Annotated in this window: 22 protein-coding genes; 11 read left to right on the plus strand and 11 right to left on the minus strand. The window is 62.5% G+C overall.

The genetic code is table 11. From position 1 onward, the window contains the following. The first annotated feature begins 374 nt into the window (after nt 1-374). The 3 genes from pgi to AC1DX6_RS04320 are packed head-to-tail and all read left to right on the plus strand — an operon-like array spanning nt 375 to nt 3,382. On the plus strand, nt 375-2,018 hold the full coding sequence (pgi, locus tag AC1DX6_RS04310) for a glucose-6-phosphate isomerase (RefSeq protein WP_477311487.1): 1,644 nt from the start codon (nt 375-377) through the stop codon (nt 2,016-2,018). Between the two features lie 5 nt (nt 2,019-2,023). Continuing rightward, entirely contained in the window at nt 2,024-2,746 is a 723-nt protein-coding gene (locus AC1DX6_RS04315; RefSeq protein WP_477241398.1) for an HAD family hydrolase, read from the plus strand. A gap of 42 nt (nt 2,747-2,788) precedes the next feature. Continuing rightward, nucleotides 2,789-3,382, plus strand: coding sequence for a dienelactone hydrolase family protein (locus AC1DX6_RS04320; protein ID WP_477311488.1), 594 nt, complete (start codon nt 2,789-2,791; stop codon nt 3,380-3,382). Between the two features lie 190 nt (nt 3,383-3,572). On the opposite strand, the gene AC1DX6_RS04325 is transcribed toward AC1DX6_RS04320, so the two are convergent. Then, nucleotides 3,573-4,535 (minus strand): cupin domain-containing protein, encoded by a 963-nt coding sequence (locus AC1DX6_RS04325; RefSeq protein ID WP_477311489.1) that lies wholly within the window; start codon nt 4,533-4,535, stop codon nt 3,573-3,575. A gap of 210 nt (nt 4,536-4,745) precedes the next feature. On the opposite strand from AC1DX6_RS04325, the gene AC1DX6_RS04330 reads away from it, so the two are divergent. Further along, a complete protein-coding gene (locus tag AC1DX6_RS04330; RefSeq protein WP_477311490.1) occupies nt 4,746-5,516 on the plus strand; it encodes an alpha/beta hydrolase in 771 nt (256 codons plus the stop codon). A 256-nt stretch (nt 5,517-5,772) separates the two neighbouring features. Then, nucleotides 5,773-7,635, plus strand: coding sequence for a TPR end-of-group domain-containing protein (locus tag AC1DX6_RS04335; protein WP_477311491.1), 1,863 nt, complete (start codon nt 5,773-5,775; stop codon nt 7,633-7,635). A gap of 128 nt (nt 7,636-7,763) precedes the next feature. On the opposite strand, the gene AC1DX6_RS04340 is transcribed toward AC1DX6_RS04335, so the two are convergent. Both AC1DX6_RS04340 and AC1DX6_RS04345 read right to left on the minus strand, forming a co-directional pair. Continuing rightward, a complete protein-coding gene (locus tag AC1DX6_RS04340) occupies nt 7,764-8,474 on the minus strand; it encodes a class I SAM-dependent methyltransferase (RefSeq protein ID WP_477311492.1) in 711 nt (236 codons plus the stop codon). Between the two features lie 32 nt (nt 8,475-8,506). Then, the gene (locus AC1DX6_RS04345) at nt 8,507-10,489 is read right to left on the minus strand and encodes a long-chain-fatty-acid--CoA ligase (protein WP_477311493.1); all 1,983 of its coding nucleotides are present in this window, start codon (nt 10,487-10,489) and stop codon (nt 8,507-8,509) included. Nucleotides 10,490-10,968: 479 nt separating this feature from the next. Between AC1DX6_RS04345 and AC1DX6_RS04350 the strand changes: the two genes are divergently transcribed. The 5 genes from AC1DX6_RS04350 to AC1DX6_RS04370 are packed head-to-tail and all read left to right on the plus strand — an operon-like array spanning nt 10,969 to nt 16,205. Further along, complete coding sequence (locus AC1DX6_RS04350; RefSeq protein WP_477311494.1) at nt 10,969-12,567, plus strand: ABC transporter substrate-binding protein; 1,599 nt, start codon at nt 10,969-10,971, stop codon at nt 12,565-12,567. A gap of 44 nt (nt 12,568-12,611) precedes the next feature. Next, complete coding sequence (locus AC1DX6_RS04355; RefSeq protein ID WP_477311495.1) at nt 12,612-13,619, plus strand: ABC transporter permease subunit; 1,008 nt, start codon at nt 12,612-12,614, stop codon at nt 13,617-13,619. Between the two features lie 26 nt (nt 13,620-13,645). Beyond that, the gene (locus AC1DX6_RS04360; protein ID WP_477311900.1) at nt 13,646-14,530 is read left to right on the plus strand and encodes an ABC transporter permease subunit; all 885 of its coding nucleotides are present in this window, start codon (nt 13,646-13,648) and stop codon (nt 14,528-14,530) included. Continuing rightward, the gene (locus tag AC1DX6_RS04365) at nt 14,530-15,375 is read left to right on the plus strand and encodes an ABC transporter ATP-binding protein (RefSeq protein ID WP_477311496.1); all 846 of its coding nucleotides are present in this window, start codon (nt 14,530-14,532) and stop codon (nt 15,373-15,375) included. The genes AC1DX6_RS04360 and AC1DX6_RS04365 overlap by 1 nt, the downstream gene beginning before the upstream one ends. Continuing rightward, a complete protein-coding gene (locus tag AC1DX6_RS04370) occupies nt 15,375-16,205 on the plus strand; it encodes a dipeptide ABC transporter ATP-binding protein (RefSeq protein WP_477311497.1) in 831 nt (276 codons plus the stop codon). Before AC1DX6_RS04365 ends, AC1DX6_RS04370 begins: the two co-directional genes overlap by 1 nt. A gap of 23 nt (nt 16,206-16,228) precedes the next feature. On the opposite strand, the gene AC1DX6_RS04375 is transcribed toward AC1DX6_RS04370, so the two are convergent. The 6 genes from AC1DX6_RS04375 to AC1DX6_RS04400 form a co-directional block, all read right to left on the minus strand. Continuing rightward, nucleotides 16,229-16,702 carry a GNAT family N-acetyltransferase gene (locus AC1DX6_RS04375; RefSeq protein ID WP_477311498.1) on the minus strand — a complete coding sequence of 158 codons (474 nt, stop codon included), beginning with the start codon at nt 16,700-16,702 and terminating at the stop codon, nt 16,229-16,231. Nucleotide 16,703: 1 nt separating this feature from the next. Then, a complete protein-coding gene (locus AC1DX6_RS04380) occupies nt 16,704-17,984 on the minus strand; it encodes a cysteine desulfurase-like protein (protein WP_477311499.1) in 1,281 nt (426 codons plus the stop codon). A gap of 45 nt (nt 17,985-18,029) precedes the next feature. Beyond that, nucleotides 18,030-18,704, minus strand: coding sequence for an amino acid ABC transporter permease (locus AC1DX6_RS04385; protein WP_477311500.1), 675 nt, complete (start codon nt 18,702-18,704; stop codon nt 18,030-18,032). A 155-nt stretch (nt 18,705-18,859) separates the two neighbouring features. After that, nucleotides 18,860-19,657 carry an ABC transporter substrate-binding protein gene (locus AC1DX6_RS04390; RefSeq protein ID WP_477311501.1) on the minus strand — a complete coding sequence of 266 codons (798 nt, stop codon included), beginning with the start codon at nt 19,655-19,657 and terminating at the stop codon, nt 18,860-18,862. 75 nt (nt 19,658-19,732) lie between these two features. Then, nucleotides 19,733-20,929: a pyridoxal phosphate-dependent aminotransferase gene (locus AC1DX6_RS04395; protein WP_477311901.1), complete on the minus strand. Its 1,197-nt coding sequence runs from the start codon at nt 20,927-20,929 to the stop codon at nt 19,733-19,735. A gap of 147 nt (nt 20,930-21,076) precedes the next feature. Further along, nucleotides 21,077-21,838: an HpcH/HpaI aldolase family protein gene (locus AC1DX6_RS04400; RefSeq protein WP_477311502.1), complete on the minus strand. Its 762-nt coding sequence runs from the start codon at nt 21,836-21,838 to the stop codon at nt 21,077-21,079. 124 nt (nt 21,839-21,962) lie between these two features. On the opposite strand from AC1DX6_RS04400, the gene AC1DX6_RS04405 reads away from it, so the two are divergent. Further along, a complete protein-coding gene (locus tag AC1DX6_RS04405; RefSeq protein WP_477311503.1) occupies nt 21,963-23,054 on the plus strand; it encodes an LLM class flavin-dependent oxidoreductase in 1,092 nt (363 codons plus the stop codon). 1 nt (nt 23,055) lies between these two features. On the opposite strand, the gene AC1DX6_RS04410 is transcribed toward AC1DX6_RS04405, so the two are convergent. After that, nucleotides 23,056-23,451, minus strand: coding sequence for a RidA family protein (locus AC1DX6_RS04410; protein WP_477311504.1), 396 nt, complete (start codon nt 23,449-23,451; stop codon nt 23,056-23,058). A gap of 88 nt (nt 23,452-23,539) precedes the next feature. After that, entirely contained in the window at nt 23,540-24,688 is a 1,149-nt protein-coding gene (locus tag AC1DX6_RS04415) for an acyl-CoA dehydrogenase family protein (protein ID WP_477311505.1), read from the minus strand. Between the last annotated feature and the right edge of the window lie 222 nt (nt 24,689-24,910).

Here is a 24,910-nt window from a genome sequence, read left to right on the forward strand (position 1 = left end):
AAGATGTTCCTCGATGGCCAACCTTTTTTGCTTGGTTGGACCAGCCGAACGTAACCGTGGCACAAGGGGTTGCGCCAATCAATTTTTCTGATCTCTGGGATTTATGCCAGTGATCCATCGCGCGACGCGCCCAGCGTGACGCGTAGCGTCATCGCTTCGTGATGCATCCCATCCCCGGGTGACGCTTGCGTCATCCCGCCCGCGCGACGCGCAGCGTCGTCGCGCCTTCCGACGCTCGTGTCATCCCATCATGCTGCACTGCGTCATCGCGCGCATTGAAACGAAGGGAATTCGGCTCAATAGATTGACGCGCCGACACGCGCCGGAAACATCCGGTCTGATAGAATGTGTCAAAAAGCCCAGGAGCCCCGCCAGTGGATCAATCGTCCTTCGACAAGCAGCTCGCCGCCTTGCGCGACCATCGCGCGGCGGCGTCAGGCACCATGCGTGAGGCTTTCGCCGCCGACCCCAGGCGCTTCGAGACATTCTCCGCCACTGACGGCGACCTGTTGCTGGACTGGTCGAAATGCGCCGTCGACGCGAAAACGATGGAGCTGCTGGAGAGGCTCGCGGGTGCGGCCGACCTTGCGGGCCGCCGTGCCGCGATGTTCTCCGGCAAGAAGATCAACATCACCGAAGACCGCGCCGTGCTGCACACCGCGCTGCGCAACCTCAGCGGCAAGGGCGTCACGGTCGACGGTCAGGACGTCAAAGCGGATGTGCTGGCCGTGCTCGACGCGATGGGCGTTTTCGCCGACGCAGTGCGCTCGGGCAAGGCTGCCGGCGCCACCGGCAAGAAGATCACCGATATCGTCAACATCGGCATCGGTGGTTCCGACCTAGGCCCGGCCATGGCGACGTTGGCGCTGGCGCCCTATCACGATGGTCCACGCGCGCACTACGTGTCCAACATCGACGGCGCCCATATCCATGACACGCTGAAGGGCCTGTCCGCCGAAACCACCCTGTTCATCATCGCCTCGAAGACCTTCACCACGGTCGAGACGATGACCAATGCCGAGACGGCGCGCAAATGGGTACAGAAGGCACTTGGCAAGGACGCCGTCGGCAAGCATTTCGCCGCCGTCTCCACCGCGCTCGACCTGGTGGCGAAGTTCGGCATCGCAGCGGACCGCGTGTTCGGCTTCTGGGACTGGGTCGGTGGCCGCTATTCGCTCTGGGGTGCGATCGGCCTGCCGGTGATGATCGCCGTTGGGCCAAGGAACTTTCGCGCCTTTCTCGATGGCGCGCATGAGATGGACGAGCACTTCCGCACCGCGCCGTTGGCAAAAAACCTGCCGGCGCTGATGGGGCTGATCGGCTGGTGGCATCGGGTGATCTGCAAATATCCGGCGCGCGCGGTCATTCCTTACGACCAGCGTCTGTCCAGGTTGCCGGCCTATCTGCAGCAGCTCGACATGGAATCGAACGGCAAGAGCGTCACCCTCGACGGCGGTGCTGTCACCACGCCGACCGGCCCGCTGGTCTGGGGCGAGCCCGGCACCAACGGCCAGCACGCCTTCTTCCAGCTGCTGCACCAGGGCACCGACGTCATCCCGGTCGAATTCCTCGCGGCGGCCATCGGCCACGAACCAGACCTCAGGCATCACCATGATCTGTTGCTGGCCAACTGCCTGGCGCAGTCGGAAGCATTCATGAAGGGCCGCACGCTGGAGGAAGCCCGCGCGCAGATGTTGGCCAAAGGTATGAAGCCGGCCGATGTCGACAAGATCGCCCCGCACCGTGTCTTCTCCGGCAACCGCCCCTCGGTGACGATCCTCTACAAGAAGCTCGACCCGCGCACCTTCGGCCGGCTGATCGCGCTCTATGAGCACCGCGTCTTCGTCGAAGGCACGCTGTTCAACATCAATTCCTTCGACCAATGGGGTGTCGAACTCGGCAAGGAACTGGCGACCGGGCTGCTGCCTGTCGTGGAAGGCAAGGAGAATGCCGCAAAGCGTGACGCTTCGACGGCCGGTCTGGTGGGACATATCCACCAATTGCGTGGCTCGGAGTGAAAAATTTGGCGGACATCAAGGGAATTCTGTTCGACAAGGACGGCACGCTCGTCGACTTCAACGCGACATGGCTCGGGATCGCCGATTTCATGGCCATGGACGCCTCCGAAGGCGATCGCTGGAAGGCCGACAGGCTGCTTGCGGCGGCGGGTTTCGACTTTGCCACCAAGCGTTTCAAGCCCGATTCCATCTTTGCGTCGGGCACCAACATGGATGTCGTCGAGCTGTGGTTTCCGCGCCTGTCCGACGAAGACCAGATGCTGGCCGTCGCCCGCTTCAACGAGATCACCTCGGTAAAGGGGTCGGCAATGGCGGTGGCGTTGCCGGGTATCGTCGAGTCGCTGACGGCGCTGCACAGGAAATCCTACCGGCTCGGCGTCGCCACCAACGATTCGACCAGTGGTGCGGAAAAAACCTTGCTGACACTGGGCGTCGCCCAACTGTTCGATGCCGCCTACGGCTACGACGCCGTGGCCAATCCGAAACCGGCGCCGGACACGATCCTCGCCTTCTCGGACCTGACCGGCCTGAGGCCGGCGCAGATCGCCATGGTCGGCGACAACCGTCACGATCTCGAAATGGCGCGGGCCGGCGGCTGCGGCCTGGCGGTCGGCGTGCTCTCCGGCACCGGCACGCGTGAATCGCTGTCGTCGATCGCCGACGTGGTTCTCGATTCGGTTGCCGATCTTCCGGCGTTTCTGTCCGAGCGGGTCAAGGAGACGATCTGACGGGAGGCCCGGGCAAACAGAACCTCGCGGACGAGAAGCGCCATGGCGACGGTCGCATTGTTTCATTCGGTTCTTGGTCTCAGAAATGTCGAAAGAGCGGCCGCCGACCGAATGCGTCGAGCTGGTCATACAGTAGCTACACCCGATCTTTACGCGGGCCTTGCGGCGAGTACGATTGAAGAAGGTTTTGAGCTCATGAGCACGGTCGGATGGGAAGCCATCTGCGGCCGTGCGCGAGCTGCCCTTGAACCCCTCCCTGAAACGGTCGTCCTGGCCGGGCATTCCATGGGCGCGGGCGTTGTGAGCAGCGTATGGCCCGATAGGGTTTTGTCCAGCGGTATTGTCCTCCTTCACGGACTGGCGGAAATCCCGCAAAATGTGCGTCGTGGGATCCCGATTGCCGTTCATGTCGCCGATCCGGATCAGTTCGCGCCCCCCGAAGAACTCGCAGTGTGGACGGCGGTAGCCGAGAAGGCTGGCGCCGTCGCCGATGTGTTCGCATATCCGAATGTGGGACATTTTTTTACCGACGAAACTTTGCCTGACTACGATGCGGCCGCGACCGACCAGACTTGGGAGCGAGTGCTAAGCTTCCTGAACGCCATCACGATCACCAAGCGTCACGAAGAGCGCTAAGGGCCGCAAGCAGACTGTCCACTACTAAAAGGCAACCTCGCGAAAGCAGTCGTCTCGCCTGTGATCAAGCCAAAACTCGACGACAGTTCGAATCTCTCCGGGCGCGCCATTTGTGAACAAAACTGGGTACTCCTGCCGGGGCCGCCGCGCCGCCCATCGCCAGACCTTCCAGAAGCCAGCTTGGTCGAGGTCAATCGGCGACTTCTGCTTCCAGAACGCCGCCTTGCCTTCGGCCACCGTCAGACCGGCGAACTGCTCGATAACGGCCAGGCGACAGGCCGTGATGTCGATGGAACAGCTTCGAAAACGCGGCTGCGGTCTCGTAGCCGACACGGGTCGCAATCCGTGCAATCGCCTCGTCGCTTGTTTCGAGCAGAAATGCGGCCTCCGACATCCGGCGTGCGATCAGATAACGGTACATGGACTCGCCGACGAGCTTGGTGAAGCGGGCCGAAAACGCCGAACGACCAAGTCCCACGCTTTGCCCGAGCTCGCCAAGCGTCCAGGGTCGATCCGGTCGTTCGTGGATCAACTGAAGCGCCGGTCCTATGTGCGGGTCCGCCATCGCCCCCAGCCACCCGCCTTCTCCGGGGCCGAGCGACTTGATCCAGCTTCGCAGCACCTCGACGAAGAGCACTTCTGTCAGTCGTGAGAGTGCGACGTCCTGGCCGGGACGCGCAAGCGCCGACTCGCTCACCATGCGTTGCAGTATAGCCTCGAGCCATCCGCCGTCTTCCGTCGGCTTCAGGAGAAGCAAGGGCGGAAGCAATTCCAACACGCTGCCGCGCGAGGGCCGCTCTACAGTGAAATTGCCACAGATCATCGACGAGAGCGGCTGCGCGTTGCCTCCATGACGAACGACGCCAAGACGTCCGGGCAATCGACCGAGGTCCGGGATCGGTAACGGCTTCGTCCGGCGATCCGAATAAATCAAGTGAGGCTCGCCGCGTGTGATGACGACAAAGTCGCCCGCGCTGATGTGGAGTTCTCGTCCCTGATCGAGCGCGAGGGTAGCTGAGCCACGGCTGAGATAATGGAACAGGGCGTAGGGGCGCGCTGGCAATGCCAGATTCCATGGATGGCCGAGCTCGAAGTGGAACAGCAGAGTTCCACCGAGGCGGACGCGATCGAGCACTTGGCCGAGTATGTCCATCCTCCCGATGTTAGCACGACGGACGATCAGACACAATATTTGGACGATCGAGGCCTAACGTCCACATGCTCCACGTACTACTTGGTCGCAAGTCGGGCCAACGGGTCGCACGGCAAACCATCACCCAAACGGCAGATGGGAAGCCCAAGACTTTTGCCGACACGCCTGCCCTTCCCCGGACCCCGTCCGTCATCCCAACAGGAGCAATGAATGCGAAATCTTCTACTCACAGTCGCCACCGTCCTCATGGCCGGAGCGGCAGTTGCCACCCCCGCCCAATCAGCTCAACTGCCCAAGGGGGCGGCGCACAATATCGTGCTCGTCCATGGCGCTTTCGTCGACCAGACGAGTTGGCAGCCGGTTGCCGATATCCTCACGAAGAAGGGCTACAACGTTACGCTCGTCGAAAACCCGCTCACCTCGCTTGCAGCGGACGTCGATGCCACCAAACAGGCGCTGGCGAAACAGGACGGCAAGACCGTTCTCGTTGGCCACTCCTGGGGCGGTGTGGTCATCACGCAAGCAGGTGACGATCCAAAGGTCTCGGCGCTCGTCTACGTCTCCGCATTCGCGCCCGACGTAGGACAATCCCTGGCCACCCTGGCAAAGAGCGGTCCGGCAACCGAAGGCGGCGCGGCGATCCATCCCGACGAAAACGGCAACCTCTACATCGACCCCAAAGTGTTTCCTTCGGCGGTCGCGGCTGACCTTCCCTTGGAGATCGCCGAATCCCTGGCAAACCATCAGCTTCCGTTGAACCACACGGCGTTCGAGGCGCCCGTCGACACGGCAGCTTGGCACGACAAGCCGACGTTCTATGTGATCAGCACGAAGGACAAGGTCATCGCCCCCGAGGTTCAGAAGATATTCGCCAACAGGATGAAGGCCCAGACGACGGAGGTCGCCGGCAGCCATGCCTCCCTCGTCGTCCACGCGAAGGAAGTCGCGGCGGTGATTGAAAAGGCCGCACTGGTGAAGTGACAATACCGCTCCCGGCACTTTCGTGCCGGGAGCACCACGCGTGCTCGGCGGGCTACAGAATGCCTTGCGCTTTCGAGAGGCGGGGCCACACCCGCAACGGTAGGTGTCGAGCAAGCGCCTAGAGCGAGTGCTGCGGTGTGGTTTTTCCGTTTGCCCTTGTGCGGAAGTCGGTATTCTTCCTCTGGTCGGCGAAAAGCTGCTTGCGACGCGGGGAAACTGCTAAGGTATGCTTCCGAAGGAAGCGGGGCAACCGAGTATGGAACGCCGCCTGACCGCAATACTGGCCGCCGACGTCGTCGGTTACAGCCGCCTTATGGGCCTTGACGAAGCCGGCACGCTGTCGGCGCTCAAGACGCATCGGCGCGAGATGGCCGACGGCAAGATCGCCGAACACCAGGGCCGCATCGTCAAGCTCACCGGCGACGGCATGCTTGTCGAGTTCCCGAGCGTGGTGAACGCAGTGGCGTGCGCCGCTGACATCCAGCGCCGGATGCACGAGCGCAATGTCGACGTGCCGGAGGAGCGCCGCATCGAGTTCCGCATCGGCGTCCATCTCGGTGACATCATCTTCGAGGACAACGACATCTATGGCGACGGCGTCAACATCGCGGCGCGCATCGAAAGCATCGCCAAGCCCGGCGGCGTCGCGGTGTCCGGCTCGGTCCGCGACAATGTCGGCAACCGGCTCGATCTCTCCTTCGAGGACACTGGCGAGCAGACGCTGAAGAACATCGACCGGCCGGTTCGAGTCTACAATGTCGACCTCTTCGCCGGCGCTCCGGCGCCGCGCGTGACGAACGGCGCGGCGTCGCCGAAGCCAGCGCCGGCGAAGGAAAAACCGTCGATCGCTGTTCTGCCGTTCAACAACATGAGCGGCGACCCGGAGCAGGAGTATTTCTCCGACGGCATCACCGAAGACATCATCACCGATCTCTCGAAAATCTCCGGCCTGTCGGTGATCGCCCGCAATTCGGTGTTCACCTACAAGGGCAAGTCTGTCGACGTGCAGGAGGTCAGCCGGCGCTTCAATGTCGCAACGGTGCTTGAAGGCAGCGTGCGCAAGGCCGGCCAGCGCGTGCGCATCACCGCGCAGCTGATCGACGGCAAGGACGGCACGCATCTGTGGGCCGATCGTTACGACCGCGACCTGACTGACATCTTCGCGATTCAGGACGAGATCACAAAAACGATCGTCGACCAGCTCAAGGTCAGGCTGCTGCCGGAAGAAAAGAAGGCGATCGAGGCGTCGCCGACCGAGAGTGTCGAGGCTTACACCTACTATCTGAGAGGCCGTGAGTTTTTCCACCGCGGCACAAAGCTGAACTACCGTCTCGCCAGACGAATGTTCACGATGGCGATCGAGCTCGACCCGCTCTATGCGCGCGCCTATGCCGGCAGCGCCGATTGCGACTCCTTCCTGTTCCTCGACTACAGCGAGGAGGTGTCGCTCGACGGCATACTGGCCAACGCCGCCAAGGCGCTCGAGATCGAAAGCGGACTGGCCGAAGCGCATGCCTCGCGCGGACTGGCCCTCTCGATCGGCCAGCGGTACGACGAAGCGGATCGAGAATTCGAGCAGGCGATCGCGGGCAATCCCAACCTGTTCGAAACCCACTATTTCTACGCCCGCAGCTGTTATGCGCGGGGAAAGCTCGAAAAGGCCGCCGTCCACTGGGAGCGCGCCGCCGAGATAGACCCCAACGACTACCAATCCCAGCTTCTGCTGATTCAGATCTATCGCACGTTGGGACGGCATGAGGAACAAGGGGAGACGGCTCGCAGGGGTGTTGAACGAGCCGAGCGCGAGTTTGCAAGGAATCCGGAAAATCCCCGGCCTGCCTACCTCGGCGCCAACGCGCTCGCCGGACTTGGCGAGTTCGATCGGGCGAAGGAGTGGGCCGCGCGCGCTTTCGCGATCGACCCCGACGATGTCCTGACCCAATACAACCTTGCCTGCTTCCACTGCTTCCTCGGTGATTTCGACCGGACGTTCGACATGCTCGAAAGGGTGATGCCGCGCGCCAACCACGAGATGAAAGCGTGGGTTCTGCAAGACTCGGATTTTGATCCGCTGCACAGCCTTCCGCGCTGGCAGACGGTGCTGGAGCTTGCGAGATAGCAATGGAACGCCGCCTGACCGCCATATTCGCCGCCGACGTGGTCGGCTATTCCAGGCTGATGGGGCTTGACGAAGCCGGCACGCTGTCGGCGCTCTGACCGGAATCGGTCGAACCCGCTCATTCAGCGTCAGCGATCTTCCGGCTCGAAGGAAAAGACGCCGCTCGGCTTGGTCACAGCACCCTTCGCGTCGCCGAAATCCGCCACCTGATATTCGGCCAGCAACCGCAGCCGTGACAGTGGCAGATCGTTGCGACGGGGATCGCCGACCAGCACCTCGATGCCAGCTGCCAGGCAGCGATCGAGGAACAGGATAACTCGCAGAGCAACCTCATGGCCGTAAAAGACGTCGCCGGCAAGCACGAGGTCGACGGCCGGTGGCGGACCCGTGGTGATATCCTTGTCGACAATGGTGATCGTGACGTCGTTGGCCGCGGCATTGAGGCGGATTGCAGCAACGCCGTTGCGGTCGATCTCGGCGGCGATCACCGCGCTGGCGCCGGCCTTCGCGGCGGCGATGCCGACCAGGCCCGAACCGGCGCCAAGGTCGAGCACGCGGCGGCCCGCCACGGTCTCCGGCCGGTCGAGAATGTAGCGGGCAAGCACCGCACCACCAGCCCAGGCATAGGCCCAGTAGGGCGGCTGCGGTTCAGGCCTGTCGTCGTCAGCGTCGGTCCCGTCGTCCGGCTCGCCCGCGTCTTCTTCCCACTCGACAAGCCGCCTCAGTCCACTGCCAGGATGGGTCGTGTAGAGCTGGATTTCGGGAACCGACGGCACCGGGGCGATGCGCATGTTTGCCGCGATGAACGCTGCTGGATCGGGACGCGAGTGCGCGTCCATCCCGTCTTTGACAGCAAGACCCAAAACCGCGCCTATCCTCGCAACGCCCGCCGCAGGATCTTACCCACCGGCGTCTTCGGCAGCTCGGTCCGGAATTCGATGTATTTGGGCCGCTTGTAACCGGTCAGGTTCTCGCGGCAATAGGCGATCAGCACCTCTGCGGTCAGAGCGGGATCCTTCTTGACCACGAACAGCTTCGGCACCTCGCCCGAATGCTCGTCCGGTACGCCGATCGCCGCCACTTCGAGCACGCCCGGATGCATCGCCACGACTTCCTCGAGTTCGTTCGGATAGACGTTGAAGCCGGAGACCAGGATCATGTCCTTCTTGCGGTCGACGATCTTGGTGTAGCCGCGCTCGTCCATGAAGCCCATGTCGCCGGATTTGAAGAAACCGTCGGGCGTCATCACCTTGGCGGTCTCGTCCGGCCGGTTCCAATAGCCGGCCATCACCTGCGGTCCCCTGATGCAGATCTCGCCGACCTCGCCGAGCGGCAGATTGTTGCCGTCATCGTCACGGATAGCGATCTCGGTCGAGGGCAGCGGCAGGCCGATCGTGCCGGTGAAGTCGCCGGCGCTGAACTTGTTGGCAGTGGCCACCGGCGACGTCTCCGACAGTCCGTAGCCCTCGGTCACCGGGCAGCCGGTCAGCGCCTTCCAGCGCTCGGCAACGCCTTTTTGCACCGCCATGCCACCGCCCAGCGTCAGGATCAGCGGCTTGAAGTCGAGCTTGCGGAAATCCTCATTGTTGAGCAGCGCGTTGAACAGCGTGTTGAGACCGGGAAAGATGTGGATCGGGTATTTCTGCAGTTCCTTGACGAAGCCGGGAATGTCGCGCGGGTTGGGAATGAGCACGTTCTGGGCGCCTTGTTGCATGCCCATCAGCGCGTTCACCGTCAGCGCGAAGATATGGTAGAGCGGCAGCGCGCAGATGAAGTTGGGATGCGCCGGTTTTGGCTTGATCGCGTAGGCGTCGTCCATCCACAGCGTGTTCTGCGCGACATTGGCCAGCACATTGCTGTGCAGCAGCGTCGCGCCCTTGGAGACGCCGGTGGTGCCGCCGGTATATTGCAGGAAGGCGACATCTTCGGCCGCCATCTTGGCGGGTTTGAAGGCGATACCCGTGCCGGCCTTCAAGGCGGCGTTGAACGCGACATGGCCGGGCAGCGACCAGGCCGGCACCATCTTCTTCACGCGGCGCACGACGAAATTGACGATCGTCCCTTTCAGGCTGCCCAGCATGTCGCCCATCGCGGCGACCACGACATGCTTGACCGCCGTCCTGGCGATCACCGCCTGCAAGGTGTTGGCGAAATTTTCGAGGATAACGATGGCTTGCGCGCCGGAATCCTTGAGCTGGTGCTCGAGTTCGCGCGGCGTATAGAGCGGGTTGATGTTCACCACGATATAGCCGGCGCGCAGGATGGCCATCATCGCCACCGGATATTGCAGCACGTTCGGCATCATCAGCGCGACGCGCGCGCCTTGCTGCAGCCCCTTCGACTGCAGATAGGCGCCAAAGGCAGCCGACTGCCGGTCGAGTTCGGCATAGGAGATGGACTTGCCCATGCAGACGAAGGCCGGCTGCGCGGCAAACTGTTTGCAGGCGGCCACCAGGAAGTCGCCGATGGAACTGTAGGGCAGGGCGCCGATCTCTGCCGGAACGACTTTCGGATAGCTTTTGAGCCACGGCCTTTCCGGCAGTCCGGCGGCCAGCGCCGTCAGCGCCTTCGGCAATCTCTTGGCCGGAGCCGCTGCGGGCTTTGCCGCCGCCGCCTTCACCGCAGGCTTGGTCGTTGCGGGTTTTGATGCGGCTGCCGGCTTTCCAGCCACAGGCTTGGCCGCGGTTTTCGCGGCGGGCTTTGCGCTTGCCTTGGCAGCTACAGGTGCCGCCTTTGGCTTGGCCGAGACAGCGGCTTTGACGGATGGCGCCTTTGGCTTGGCCGTGGCAGCAGCCGCTTTGGGAGCTGTCTTGGCCCCCGCTTTCGCGGCCGTTGTCTTTGTTGCTTTTGCCATCCGTGCCTCCCTCGGTCGTTCCACTGCATGCCCCACGCCGCACCGCCTCTGAATGACCGAGACGTCCTCTCCTGCAGCGATGGTGCGGATTCCCCAAGAAATCCGGTACGCAGTCTATGTATTGCGACTAGCGGCGGCCGTGCAAGTCTTGCCCCTGCGGCAGAACCGGAAAGATTTGCCGTCGAAATCTTTCCGGCGGCGCGGCCTTCGGAACCTGCTTCCTGTCATGCGGGTGGCAAGGCCGGGCCTGTGGATGATTGTATTCGCGAGACCGGCGATCAATAAAAAAATGCGGTCGTTAACAATCCTGTGATTAGCAGGTTTTGCTATTTTTTTCTGAAATTGAGCAAAACACGAGAATCATTTTCTGCTTACGGTGGGGTAGGCAAACAGGGAGTTCCAAAGCCGGGAAAACGGTGCTTATATGCGCCCTTCGCGAGCCTGCTAGAGGGGCTTGGCAGAACATCAGGGAGTGCTCAATGAAAAAGAAACTGACTTTTGCAGCCGCGTTGCTGGCTGCAAGCGTCCTCGGCGGCGTGGCCAGCGCAAAGACGCTGGTCTACTGTTCGGAGGCATCGCCGGCCAATTTCGATCCGGGTACCACGACTGGCGGCAATGATTTCGACGCCTCGTCGCGTACCGTCTATTCGCGGCTGGTCGAATTCAAGCATGGCGGCACCGAGGTCGAGCCCGGCCTCGCCGACAAGTGGGAAATCTCGGACGATGGCCTGGTCTACACCTTCCACCTGCATCCGGGCGTGAAGTTCCAGACCACCGATTATTTCAAGCCGACGCGCGACCTCAATGCCGACGACGTCGTCTTCTCCTTCGATCGCCAGTTCAACAAGGAAAATCCCTGGAACGGCGACAAGTATCTGCCGAACCTGACCTGGGACTACTACACCGGCATGGACATGCCGAAATATGTCGCCAAGTGGGAAAAGGTCGATGACCTGACCGTCAAGCTGACGCTGACCGAGCCGAATGCGCCGATGCTCGCCAATCTCGGCATGGACTTCGCCTCGATCGTTTCGAAGGAATATGCCGACCAGCTTCAGAAGGACGGCAAGATGGCCGACTTCTCGACCAAACCGATCGGCACCGGCCCGTTCCAGTTCGTCGACTACCAGCTGGATTCGGTTATCCGCTATGCGGCTCACCCGGACTACTTCAAGGGCAAGGAAAAGATCGACGATCTCGTCTTCGCCATCACGCCTGACGCGACTGCCCGTATCCAGAAGGTGCTGGCTGGCGAATGCGACATCGCTCCGTATCCGAATCCTGCCGACATCGGCACGATCAAGGCCAACGCCGACGTGACCCTGATGGATCAGGCCGGCCTGAACATCGGCTATATGAGCTACAACACGACCATCCCGCCGCTCGACAAGCCTGAAGTGCGCCACGCGCTCAACCAGGCGATCGATCGGGAATCGCTGATCAAGTCGCTGTTCCAGGATGCCGGCGCAACGCCGGCTGAAAACCTGATCCCGCCGACCATGTGGTCGTGGGACAAGGACGTGAAGTCCGACAGCTACGATCCGGAAGCTGCCAAGAAGGTGCTGGCTGCTGCCGGTCTCACGGAAATCCAGCTTTGGGCTTCCGATCGCGTCCGTCCTTACAACCCGAACTTCCAGCGTGCCGCCGAACTGATCCAGGCCGACTGGGCCAAGGTCGGCGTCAAGGCTGAGATCGTCAACTACGAGTGGACCAAGTACCGCTCGGAGGGCAAGAAGAAGGATCGTCCAGGCGCCTTCCAGATCGGCTGGACCGGCGACAATGGCGATCCGGACAACTTCTTCGCCACGCTGTTCGCCTGCTCGGCCATCGGCGTGTCGAACTACTCGAGCTGGTGCGACAAGGACTTCGAGGACCTGATCCAGAAGGCCAAGAAGACCAGCGACCAGGCTGAACGCACCAAGCTTTACGAACAGGCCCAGGTGGTCTTCCAGAAGCAGGCCCCGGCCTTCCTTCTGGCACATAGCCAAGTCTACTCGGTCGTGCGCAAGAATGTCAGCGGCTACATGATGGATCCGCTCGGCATTCACCGCTTCGACGGCGTCGACAAAGCCGAATAAGACATTAGAGTGGGGCGGCGCGATAAAGCGCCGCCCCCTTCATCATGATCAAATATATCCTCAACAGAATAGCGCTTTTGATTCCGACGCTGATCGGCATCACCATCTGTGCTTTTGCTTTCGTCAGGCTGCTGCCCGGCGATCCCATCCTTGCCATGGCCGGCGAGCATGGCGTGTCGGCCGAGCGTTACGCCGAGCTCAAGGAACAGTTCGGCTACAATTTGCCGATCTGGCAGCAATACGCACGCTATGTCGGCGAGGTCCTGACAGGCGATTTCGGCGTTGCGATCTCCTCCAAGCGCCCGGTTCTCGAAGAGTTCAAGACCCTGTTTCCGGCAACGCTGGAACTCTCGTTCTTCGCCATGATTTTTGCCATGGCGCTGGGCATTCCGGCCGGCATATTCGCGGCGGTCAAGCGCGGCTCCTGGTTCGATCAGTCGCTGATGGGCACCGCACTCGTCGGCTATTCCATGCCGATCTTCTGGTGGGGTCTGCTGCTGATCATCTTTTTCTCCGGCTACCTCGGTTGGACGCCGGTTTCGGGCCGCATCGGCCTGCAGTACTTCTTCAAGCCGATCACCGGCTTCATGACCATCGACACCTTGCTCTACGGCAAATGGGACGCGTTCCGCTCGGCATTGAGCCATCTGGTGCTGCCGACAATTGCGCTCGGCACCATCCCGCTGGCGGTGATCGCTCGCCAGACGCGCTCGGCCATGCTTGAGGTGTTGGGCGAGGACTATGTGCGGACCGCCCGTGCCAAGGGGCTGTCGTCGTCCCGCGTCATCGGCGTGCACGCGCTGCGCAATGCATTGATTCCGGTGGTCACCACCATCGGCCTGCAGGTCAGCACGCTGCTCGCCGGCGCCATCCTCACCGAAACCATCTTTGCCTGGCCGGGCATCGGCAAGTGGATGGTCGACTCCATCGGCAAGCGCGACTATGTGGTGGTGCAATCAGGCTTGCTCTTGATCGCCCTTATCGTCATGGCCGTGAACCTGATCGTCGACGTGCTCTATGCCGTCATCAACCCGCGCATACGGGCATCATGATGAGCCAGTCAACCGAAACCGCCCCGATGGCCGCCGGCAATCCGGATAGGCTGACCGGCTTCAGGACCTTCTGGCACTATTTCTCGGTGAACCGCGGCGCCGTCATCGGCCTGTTCGTCTTCATCCTGCTGGTGGTGGCCGCGATCCTTGCGCCGGTGCTGGCGCCCTATGCGCCCGACGTCCAGGACAAGACCGCGTTTCTGCGGCCGCCGGCATGGGAGACCGGTGGCAGCAGCCAGTATCTGCTCGGCACCGACGCCGTCGGCCGCGACATACTTTCCCGGCTGCTCTATGGCGCGCGCTTCTCGCTGCTGATCGGCGCCGTCGTCGTTACGCTTGCCCTGGTCGGCGGCATCACGCTCGGCCTGCTCGCCGGTTATTTCCGCGGCTGGGTCGACGTGGCGATCATGCGCGTCATGGACCTGATCCTGGCCTTTCCGTCGCTGCTGCTGGCACTGGTGCTGGTGACCATCCTGGGTCCCGGCCTGTTCAACGCCATGCTGGCGATCGCGCTGGTGCTGCAGCCACATTTCGCCCGCCTGGTGCGCGCCGCGGTGATGGCCGAAAAGAACCGCGAATATGTGGTCGCCGCCAAGGTTGCCGGCGCCGGCCACATTAGGCTGATGCTGCGCACCATCCTCCCCAATTGCCTCGCGCCGCTGATCGTCCAGGGCACGCTGTCCTTCTCCAACGCAATCCTCGAGGCGGCTGCGCTCGGCTTCCTCGGCCTTGGTGCCCAGCCCCCGACGCCGGAGTGGGGAACCATGCTTGCCACGGCGCGCGAATTCATCCTGCGCGCCTGGTGGGTGGTGACCTTCCCCGGCCTAGCCATCCTCATCACCGTGCTCGCCATCAATCTGATCGGCGACGGCCTGCGCGACGCACTCGATCCCAAGCTGAGGAGGTCGTGATGGCGCTGCTCGACATCCAGAACCTCGTCGTCGAATTCCAGACCGCGTCCGGCCCGTTCCGTGCGGTCGACGGTGTCTCGCTCCATGTCGAAGAGCGCGAGGTGCTCGCCATTGTCGGCGAATCCGGCTCCGGCAAGTCGGTGTCGATGCTGGCGGTGATGGGCCTGTTGCCGTGGACCGCAACGGTCACCGCCGACAAGATGAGCTTCAATGGCCGCGACCTCCTGAAGTTGAGTCCGGCCGAGCGGCGCAAGATCGTCGGCAAGGACATGTCGATGATCTTCCAGGAGCCGATGGCCAGCCTCAATCCCTGCTTCACGGTTGGCTTCCAGATTGAGGAAGTGCTGCGCTTCCATATGGGCATGGACAAGGCCCAGCGCCGCGAGCGCGCCATCGAGCTTTTGACGCAGGTCGGCATTGCCGAGCCGGCGGAACGGTTGAACTCCTTCCCGCACCAGATGTCGGGCGGCCAGTGCCAGCGCGTCATGATCGCCATCGCCATCGCCTGCAATCCGAAGCTTTTGATCGCCGACGAGCCGACCACCGCGCTCGACGTCACCATCCAGAAGCAGATCCTCGACCTGCTGGTCTCGCTGCAGGCCAAATACGGCATGGGCCTGATCATGATCACCCACAATATGGGCGTCGTCGCCGAGACCGCCGACCGCGTCATCGTTCAGTACAAGGGCCGCAAGATGGAAGAGGCCGACGTGCTGTCGCTGTTCGAGTCGCCAAAGAGCAACTACACGCGTGCGCTGCTGTCGGCGCTGCCGGACAACGCTGTCGGCGACCGTCTGCCGACTGTCTCAGACATGCTGTTCGAACCGGCCGCCGGAGTCGCCTGATGAGCATCAAGGTCGTCGAAGGCAAGGACATCAAGCGCGATTATCACGTCGGTGGCGGCCTGTTTCGCGGCGCGCGCACCGTGCATGCGGTCAAGGGCGTTTCGTTCAGCGTCGACAAGGGCAAGACGCTGGCTATCGTCGGCGAGAGCGGTTGCGGCAAGTCCACGCTGGCGCGCATCATCACGTTGATCGATCCGGCAACGTCGGGCGAGCTGTTCATCGACGGCAACAAGGTCGATATCGCCAGGAACGGCCTGACCAAGGAGATGCGCCGCAAGGTGCAGATCGTCTTCCAGAATCCATACGGGTCGCTTAATCCGCGCCAGAAGATCGGCGATGTGCTGGGCGAACCACTGCTCATCAAAACCGACAAGCCGGCCGAAGAGCGGCGCGACCTGGCCATGAAGATGCTGAAGAAAGTCGGCCTCGGAACCGAGCACTACAATCGCTACCCGCATATGTTCTCGGGCGGTCAGCGCCAGCGCATCGCCATTGCCCGCGCGCTGATGCTGAACCCGAGCCTGCTGGTTCTGGACGAGCCGGTCTCCGCGCTCGATCTGTCGGTGCAGGCACAGGTGCTCAATTTGCTTGCCGACCTGCAGGACGAGTTCAAGCTGACCTATGTCTTCATCAGCCACGACCTGTCCGTGGTGCGCTACATCGCCGACGATGTGATGGTGATGTATTTCGGCGAGGCGGTCGAATACGGCCCGCGCGACGAGGTCTTTTCGGACCCCAAGCACCCCTACACGAAGACGCTGTTCGCGGCCACACCGCGCGCCGACGTTGCCTCGATCAAAGCAAGGCTGGCGAAGAAGAAGGCTGCCTGATCCTGGCTATCGCGACAGTACAGTCAAACTGAAGCGTTCGGCGCCAGCGTCTTGACGAGCAGGACATTGGCGTGGCCGCGCGGAAAGTCCTCGAGCTGCGTCAGCCGCTGAAATCCATGCTTCTCGTAGAAGTCCGGCGCCTGGAAGGTGAAGGACGCAAGATGGATGACATGGCATCCGCGCCGACGCGCCTCCTGCTCAGCGGCTGCGAGGAGGCGCGTGCCAAGGCCTTTGCCGCGCTCGCTGTCGGCAATCCACAGCGTCTTGATTTCGCACACGCCGGCCCAACTGTGCCCATGAAGGCCGGCATAGATCGTCCCGTCGTTTCTCTTCAGGACGATCGACAAATACAGACCGTCATCGACGCCGGTCGCGACGACGTTGAAACGATAGAGGCCATCCTCGAGCGCGACGATGTCTTCTGGCGTGGGTTCACTGAGCACAATTAGAGACGTCGCACCGTCGGTGCTCGGATCGGAGTCGCCGGGATCAACCATTTCAAGACAATTTGGCAATGATGGCGCGCAGTGCCTCACCGAAGCGCCCGATCTCGTCCACCGTGTTGTAGTGCACCAGCGAGGCGCGGATGGCGCCGCTGTCCATCGAGAGGTTGAGCCGCTTCATCAGCCGCGGCGCGTACATGTGGCCGTCGCGGATGCCGATCTGCATCTCGGCCATCTCCTCGACGATCTTCTGCGGCGACAGTTTGCCGATGTTGAAGCAGAAGGTCGGTACGCGCTCGTTGATGCGGGCTTCCTCAGTGACGCCGTAGATGGTGGCGTTGCAGCCCTTGAGCACGGCCAGCATCTCGCGCGCCAGCACCAGCTCGTAGTCGCGGATGGCGCCCATGCCGGCGACGATGTTGTCGCGGCGCGAGCGGTTGTTTGCCGGCGCAAGATTGCGGCCGATCAGCTCCAGATACTGCACCGCGGCGTCCATGCCGGAGACGTTTTCGTAGATGAAGGTGCCGGCCTCGACCTTGTAGGGCGGCTCGTCGGGGATGAAATCCTCGCGGAAGGTCGGCAGCCGCTTCAGCGTTTCGAAGCGGCCCCACAGGAAGCCCATATGCGGCGAGAAATTCTTGTAGCCGGAACAGACCAGATAGTCGCAATCCCAGGCCTGCACGTCGATCAGCCCGTGCGGTCCATAATGCACGCAATCGAGGAACACTTCGGCGCCGGCCGCGTGTGCAATCTTCGCCACGGAAGCAACATCGACGATCGAGCCGATCGAATGCGCCGTCACTGTGCAGGCGACAAGCCTTGTGCGGTCGGAGACCAGAGGCTTGAGGTCGTCGACATGCAGATTGCCGTCCTCGCGCATGCGCCACCATTTGAACTTGGCGCCGGCGGACTCCAGCGCCAGCCATGTCGCAATGTTGGCGTCGTGGTCCATGTCGGTGATGACGATCTCATCGCGCTCCTGAAGCATCTGGCCGATGCCGAGGCTGACCAGGCGGATGAAGGAGGTGGCGTTCATGCCGAAGCAAATTTCGGCCGGGCTGTAGGCGTTGATCAGCAGCGCCACACTTTCCCGCGCATCGGCGACCGACTGGTCGACGGTGACGCTGCGGCCATAGCGGCCGCCGCGCTGCACATTGTGCGCCACCAGATGGTTGGTCACCGCGTCGAGCACGCTTTGCGGGATCTGCGCGCCGGCGGCGTTGTCCAGGAAGATGAAGTCGCCGGCCCGCTGCAAGGCGGGAAACATGGCGCGGATGGTTTCGACGGGGAACGCGCCGGCGGCGTCGCTCACATTGTCGGTCTGGTGCTTGTTCAAGGTCGTCTCCTGCGCAGTGCTTGCAGATGGAAATTGTTGGCGAGGTCAGCGTGTCTTTTCGGTTTTGAAGCGGCGTTCCAGCAGGCTGACGAGACGGACCATCGGCCAGAGGAAGATGAGATAGACCAATGCCGCGCCGATCAGCGGCGAGGGATTGGCGTAGAGCGACTGTGCGTTGGTCGCTTCCTTCAAAAGTTCCGGCAGCGCCACGGTGGAGGCGAGCGACGTGTCCTTGAACATCGAGACGCAGTTGCTGGTCATCGGCGGAATGACGACGCGCACCGCCTGCGGCAGCACCACCTTGCGCAAGGTCAGCAGGAACGGCAGGCCGAGCGCGTGCGCGGCCTCGAACTGGCCGGTTGGAATGCTTTCGATGCCGGAGCGGAACACTTCGCTCGAATAGGCCGACATGATGATGGCAAAGGCCGTCACGGCCGAGGCCCAGGACGACAGGCGTATGCCGAGGAAGGGCAGCGCGTAGTAGATCAGGATCAGCACGACCAGCACCGGCAGCGCGCGAAAGATGTCGGTGTAGCCTATCGCCAGCCAGCGCAGCGGCTTTGGCGCATAAAGCCGCAGCAGGCTGATCACCAGGCCAACGGGGATGCCGATGCCGATGCTGAGCAGTCCGAGCAGCAGCGTGTTCAGGAAGCCGCGCAGCAGCGCCGGCAGGCTGGACATGATGACATCGGGATTGAAGAAGGTGTCGATCAGCGACATGGGAGCATTCCCGAAACGGTTGGCGTCCCGCGACGCTAAAGCATGATCCCGGAAAACCGAAATCGGTTTCCAGGCAGGGTCATGCGCAAAAATCGAAGGACGCCGTCAAATCGTGCCGGCATGGCAGCCGGCACGATCTTGGCAAAAACTGCCGCTCAGCCCTTCGGCAACGGCAGTTCCTTGACGGTCGACGAATCGGCCGGTGCATCGCTGCCGAACCACTTCTTGTGGATCGCGGCGATCGTGCCGTCCTTCTTCATCGCGGTCAGCGCGTCGTTCAGCTTGCCGAGCAGCGGGTGGTCCTTGGTCATCATCAGGCCGTACTGTTCGCCGGTCTTGATGCGCTCCTTGACGGTGAGGTCCTTCATCTTGGTGAAGGAGTATTCCATGCCCGGAATGTCGCTGACGGCGGCGTCGACGCGGCCGGCGCTGAGATCGAGCAGCAGGTTCTGCTGCGTGTCATAGCCCTTCACATCGCTGAACCCGTCGGCCGCTTGGTGCTCCTTGACCCAGGTTTCGCCGGTCGAGCCGGACAGCACGCCGATGATCTTGCCCTTGAGGTCGGCCTCGGCCTTGATCGCGCTGTCGGTCTTGGTGGCGATGCCCATGTCGGAATCATAGTAGGGCTGCGTGAACGACTGCGACTTCAGCCGCTCCGGTGTGATGGTGATCGACGAGATGGCCACGTCGATGCGCTTCGAGGTCGTGGCGGCAAACAGCGCCTGGAATCCGAGGTCGGCGATCTCAGTGGTCATGCCGACGCGCTTTGCCGCTTCGTTGACGATGTCGACTTCAAAACCCTCGAAGGTGCCGCTCTCGTTCTTGTATTCGAAGGGCGGATTGGTCGGGTAGGCGCCGACATTGAGCACGTCGGCGGCATAGGCGGCGGCCGGGCCGGCAACGATGCCGATCGTGGCAGCGAGAAGAAGCAGATTACGACGAGTGAAGCTCATTTTTGTTCCCTCTGGTTGTTGATCGGGCGGGTTTGCTCCCGCACGGTTTTTTGCCGCCCCACCTTCGGCAGGGCGTCAATTCATGGCAGCTGTCATGCGCTCGAGCGCAGTCGCTATCTGGTCGCGGTCGCGGCAGACGCACATCCGCAGGAAGGCCGTCGCCGAGCTTCCGAACAGATGGCCGGGCGCCAGTCCGACGCGTGCCGTCTCCAGGATCTTGGCGCAGGCGCGACGCGCATCGTCTTCGCCTTCCAGGGCAAAGAAGGCATACATGCCGCCGCGCGGTTTTGTCGGCAGCACGATGCCCGGAATCTGCGCCAGCCTGTCATAGGCGAGGTCGAGACCGGTCTTGATCCGCTGCCGGATCTCTTCGACCAGCGGCTCGCCCTGGCGGATCGCAGCGACGGCACCGGCCTGGATCGGCGCGGCCGTGCCGCTGTTGATATACTGGCTCATGGCGCCGAGCTGGTCGGCGACGCCGGAGGGGTGCGTCAGCCAGCCGACGCGCCAGCCGGTCATTGCCCAGGCTTTCGAAAAACTGTTGACCGACAGCACCCGGTCGCCATCCTCGGCGATCTGCAGCACGGACGGTGCCACCACGCCATCAAAATAGAGCCGGCCATAGACCTCGTCGGAGATGATCCAGATGCCGGTGCGCCGGCTGAAATCGAGCAGCGCCTGCATTTCCTCACGCGACGCGGTCCAGCCGGTTGGGTTGGACGGTGTCGACAGGAAGATCGCCCGTGTGCGCGCATCGCAGGTCGCAAACAGCCGGTCGAGATCGAGCTTCCAGTCGCCCTTGAAATCCAGCGAAAACGGCCGCGGCTCGCCACCGATCAAATGGATGGCGTTGTGGATGTTGGGCCATTGCGGCGCGACATAGACGACGTTGGTGCCGGTATCGACCAGTAGTTCCAGCGCGAGGTACAGAGCCTGCATGCCGCCCGGCGTCACCGTGGTGCGCGCGATCGGGATCGGCCTGCCGTGGATGCGCGTCTGGTACTCCGACAACGCTTCATTCAACGGGCCGTGGCCGCGCATGTTGGGAACGTAGAAGGTCAGGCCCTCATCGAACGCCGCCTTGGCCGCGTCGCGGATGAAGGCCGGCGTCACCATGTCGCCTTCGCCGTACCAGAGCGCGATCACGTCACCCAGTTCACGGGCGCGCACGGCAAGGTTGGCGATGTTTTCGGTGTGCAGATCGCGAATTTGGGCGCGCACGCCATCGAAAGCGTAACGCGCGCTGGCCAGAGAAGATGACTGGGGCAGCATGAACGACAAGGACTGAACCTCGCACCCTGAACGCCTCGACAGGACCGCCGGCAAGCCCGTCCGGCACGGCAGTCAGATCGATATTGAATGCTTATCCAAAGCGCCGGACATTTCAAGACAAAAGTTTTAAGCTTAAAAAGTTTTCCGCTAAGCCAGCTCGTCGCGTGCCGCGGCATAATTGGCGGCAGCGCCGGCGCCGAGAAACATCGTATCGCTGGCCAAGATGAAGAAGCTGGCGCCGATCGCTGCCCATTGGCCGACAGGCTGCGGGCTGGCGCAGAATATGCCGGCGGCCTTGCCGTGCGCGATCGTTACACCGATGATCGTCCGGATCGCCGCATTGAGCTTGTCGGCGCCTTTCGGACCGATTGCATCGATCGACACCGAGAGATCTCCAGGACCGACGAAGACCACGTCGATGCCCTCGACGGCGGCAATCGCCTCGATATTGGCAAGCCCTTCGGCGGTCTCGACCTGCACCGCGACGACTGTTCCGGCATTGGCGGCAGCGAGATATTCCGGGATGCGGTAGCCATAGCCGGCGGCGCGGCCGGGGCCGACGCCTCGCTCGCCCTCAGGCGGATAGCGCGAGGCCTTGACCGCCGCCTTCGCCTGGGCGGCCGTCGAGATGCGCGGGATGAGCACGCCTTGCGCGCCGCTGTCGAGTGCGGCGGCGATGGCTTCCGGCTGGTGGCCGGGGACGCGCACCATGGCGGGCACGCGATGACTATCGGCCGCCCGAACCATGTTTTCGATCGTGTCCCTGGATATCTGCGCATGCTCCCAGTCGATGCAGAGGAAATCGAGGCCGGACAGCGCCATCACTTCCACCGCAACGGCATGCGGTATGGCGGCGAATGAGCCGATGAGGTTTTGCTTGCCGATGCATTTCTGGCGGAATTCGCTCATGCCGATCCCCTTTTTCGTCCTGTCCAAATTCATAGCCGCAAACCACGGCCGGGCGAAGCTATTTCAGGCTTGAAATATTTTCGCGGAACCGTAGCCTGCCCTCTTCCGCAGCGAGTTTTCAGACATGATCAAAGCCCATCCCCTGCACGGCCCGAACAGGTTGAAACTCGGCGTCTTTTCGACCAATGCCGATGGCGGGCTTGCCATTACCGATGTGCCGGAGCGCTGGACGGCAAGCTGGCAGGACAATCTGACGGCAGCCCAGATCGCCGACCGCGCCGGGCTGGAGTTCATCCTGCCGATCGCACGCTGGCGCGGTTTTGGCGGCCGCAACAAGGTGCGCGAATGGTCGTTCGAGACTTTTACCTGGGCCGCCGCCCTTGCCGTGGCGACCGAGCAGATCGGCCTGTTCATGACCGTGCACGTGCCGCTCGTCCATCCGCTCTATGCCGCCAAGGCACTGGCGACGGTCGACCACATCAGCCAGGGCCGCGCCGGGCTCAACATCGTCTGCGGCTGGAACCCGAAGGAATTCGGCATGTTCGGCACGCCTTTGGTCGAGAAGGGCTACGACCAGGCCGCCGAATGGATCGAAATCCTGGAAAAACTTTACGCATCGAGCGAGCCGCTCGACTATGAAGGCACCTATTATCGCCTGAAAGAGGCGGTGAGCCGCCCCGCCAGCCTGCAGGCTCCACGCCCGGTGACCATGAATGCCGCTTTCGGCGGGCCGGGTCGCGATTTCGCCGCCGCCAAATGCGACTACCTGTTCACCACCTTTTCCGAAATGGCTGACGCCGGCAAGCACGTCGCCGACATCCGCGAACGCGCCGAAACACTGGGGCGCGACGTCGGCGTCTATACGGTGGCGCATGTCGTCTGCCGGGAAACCATGGAAGAGGCGCAGGCATATTACACCCGCTACGCGGTCGATATGGCTGACCACGATGCGGTCGATGCCCATATGGCGGGCAAGAAGGAGTTTTCGCAATCGCACGACCCGCACGCCTATGACCGCTACCGCCAGCGCTTCGCCGGCGGCGCCGGCACTTATCCTTTGATTGGAACGCCGGAAACGATCGCCGCGGACATGATCACCATTGCCGAACATGGCTACCAGGGCATCGCGCTGTCCTTCGTCAATTACACGCAAGAACTGCCCTATTTCTGCGACCGCGTGCTGCCTCTTCTGAAACAAGCGGGCTACCGCACCTAGCTCAGTCAGGGATGACTGCGGTAGCTTGGATCTCAACCTTGGCGCGGTCCTCCACCAGCGCCATCACCTGCATGGCGGCCATCGCTGGAAAATGCCGGCCGATCACCTCGCGATAGGCCTCCCCAATGCCTTTGAGGTTGGCCAGATATTCGGCCTTGTCGGTAAAATACCAGGTCATCGAGGTGATGTGTTTTGGCTCGGCGCCGGCCTCGGCCAGCACGGCGACGATGTTTTCTAGCGTCTGCCGCACCTGGCCGGCGAAATCGTCGGTCTCAAACTGGCATTGCCCGTTCCAGCCGACCTGCCCGCCGACGAAGACCAACCGGCCGCGCGCCGCGACGCCATTGGCGTAGCCGACGGGTTTCGCCCAGCCTTCCGGCTGCAGGATGGTGTGCATTTCAAGCCTCCCGATTCTCTAAAGCCCTGTTCGCAATGTCTAAGTTCGAAAACAGTTCAGTCTGCAATTTCCTCGCGCGAACCTTGCTTCAGGCCGCGCCCATCACTTGCCGCGCAATCACCACCTTCTGCACATCCGACGCACCCTCATAGATGCGCAGCGCCCGGATCTCGCAATACAGGCTTTCGACGATATGGCCTTTGCGCACACCGTCGCCGCCATGCAGTTGCACCGCCTTGTCGATCACGTCTTGCGCGCGGTCTGTCGCGTATAGTTTCGCCATGGCTGCCTCGCGCGTCACCCGCGGTGCCCCCATGTCCTTGGTCCAGGCAGCGCGATAGACCAGCAAGGCGGCGGCATCGACATCCAGCGCCATGTCAGCGATGTGGCCTTGCACCATCTGCAGTTCGACCATCGGCGCGCCGAACAGTTCACGCTCGGCCACCCTGGCGATGCTTTCATCCAATGCCCGGCGGCCAAAGCCCAGGGCGGCGGCACCCACCGTCGAGCGGAACACGTCGAGCACCGACATGGCGATGCGAAAGCCATCGCCGGGCTTGCCGATCAGCGCCGACGCCGGAACGCGAACGTTGTCGAAGGACAGGCGCGCCAGCGGATGTGGCGCGATCACCTCGATGCGCTCGGCGACGCTCAGCCCCTTGCTGTCGGCCGGCACGATGAAAGCCGAAAGCCCCTTGGCGCCCGGCGCCTCGCCGGTGCGGGCGAAAACGATATAGAGATCGGCGATGCCGCCATTGGAAATCCACGTCTTTTCGCCCGACAGAACGTAGTTGTCGCCGTCGCGGACAGCAGTCATCTCCATATTGGCGACATCCGAACCCGAGCGTGGTTCCGACAAGGCAAAGGCGGAAATCGCCTTGCCGGCGCGGGTTTTCGCCAGCCATTGCTGCTGTTCGGCAGAGCCGAACAGGCTGAGCGCGCCAGTGCCCAGCCCTTGCATGGCGAAGGCGAAATCGGCCAGCCCGTCATGCCGGGCCAGCGTCTCGCGGGTGATGCACAGCGCACGTACGTCGAGCGGCCCAGGATTGTCGGTGTCGACCGCCGTCGGTTTCAGCCAGCCGTCTCGGCCCAGCTTCGCCACCAACTCACGACAGGCGGCGTCGACATCATGGTGATCGACGGGGAGGTTTTTTGCGCACCATGCGTCCAACTGCTCGGCCAGGTCGCGATGGCGATCCTCGAAGAACGGCCAGTTGAGGAAAGAGCGATCAGGCATTTCTGCCTCCGCTAGTCAGGCCTCGTGCTCTACGGCGCCCCCCTCTGCCCTGCCGGGCATCTCCCCCTCTAGGGGGGAGATCAGCAGTTCCGGCGTCGGCGCTTTCCCTGCGACGTTGAAGGTTTGCGAAAACAGCGGTGACAGCCAATCTCCCCCCTTGAGGGGGAGATGTCCGGCAGGACAGAGGGGGGTGCTGTCCCACCAACGTTTCCAGTTGCCCAC

This window comes from Mesorhizobium sp. P2_C4, assembly GCF_056404575.1.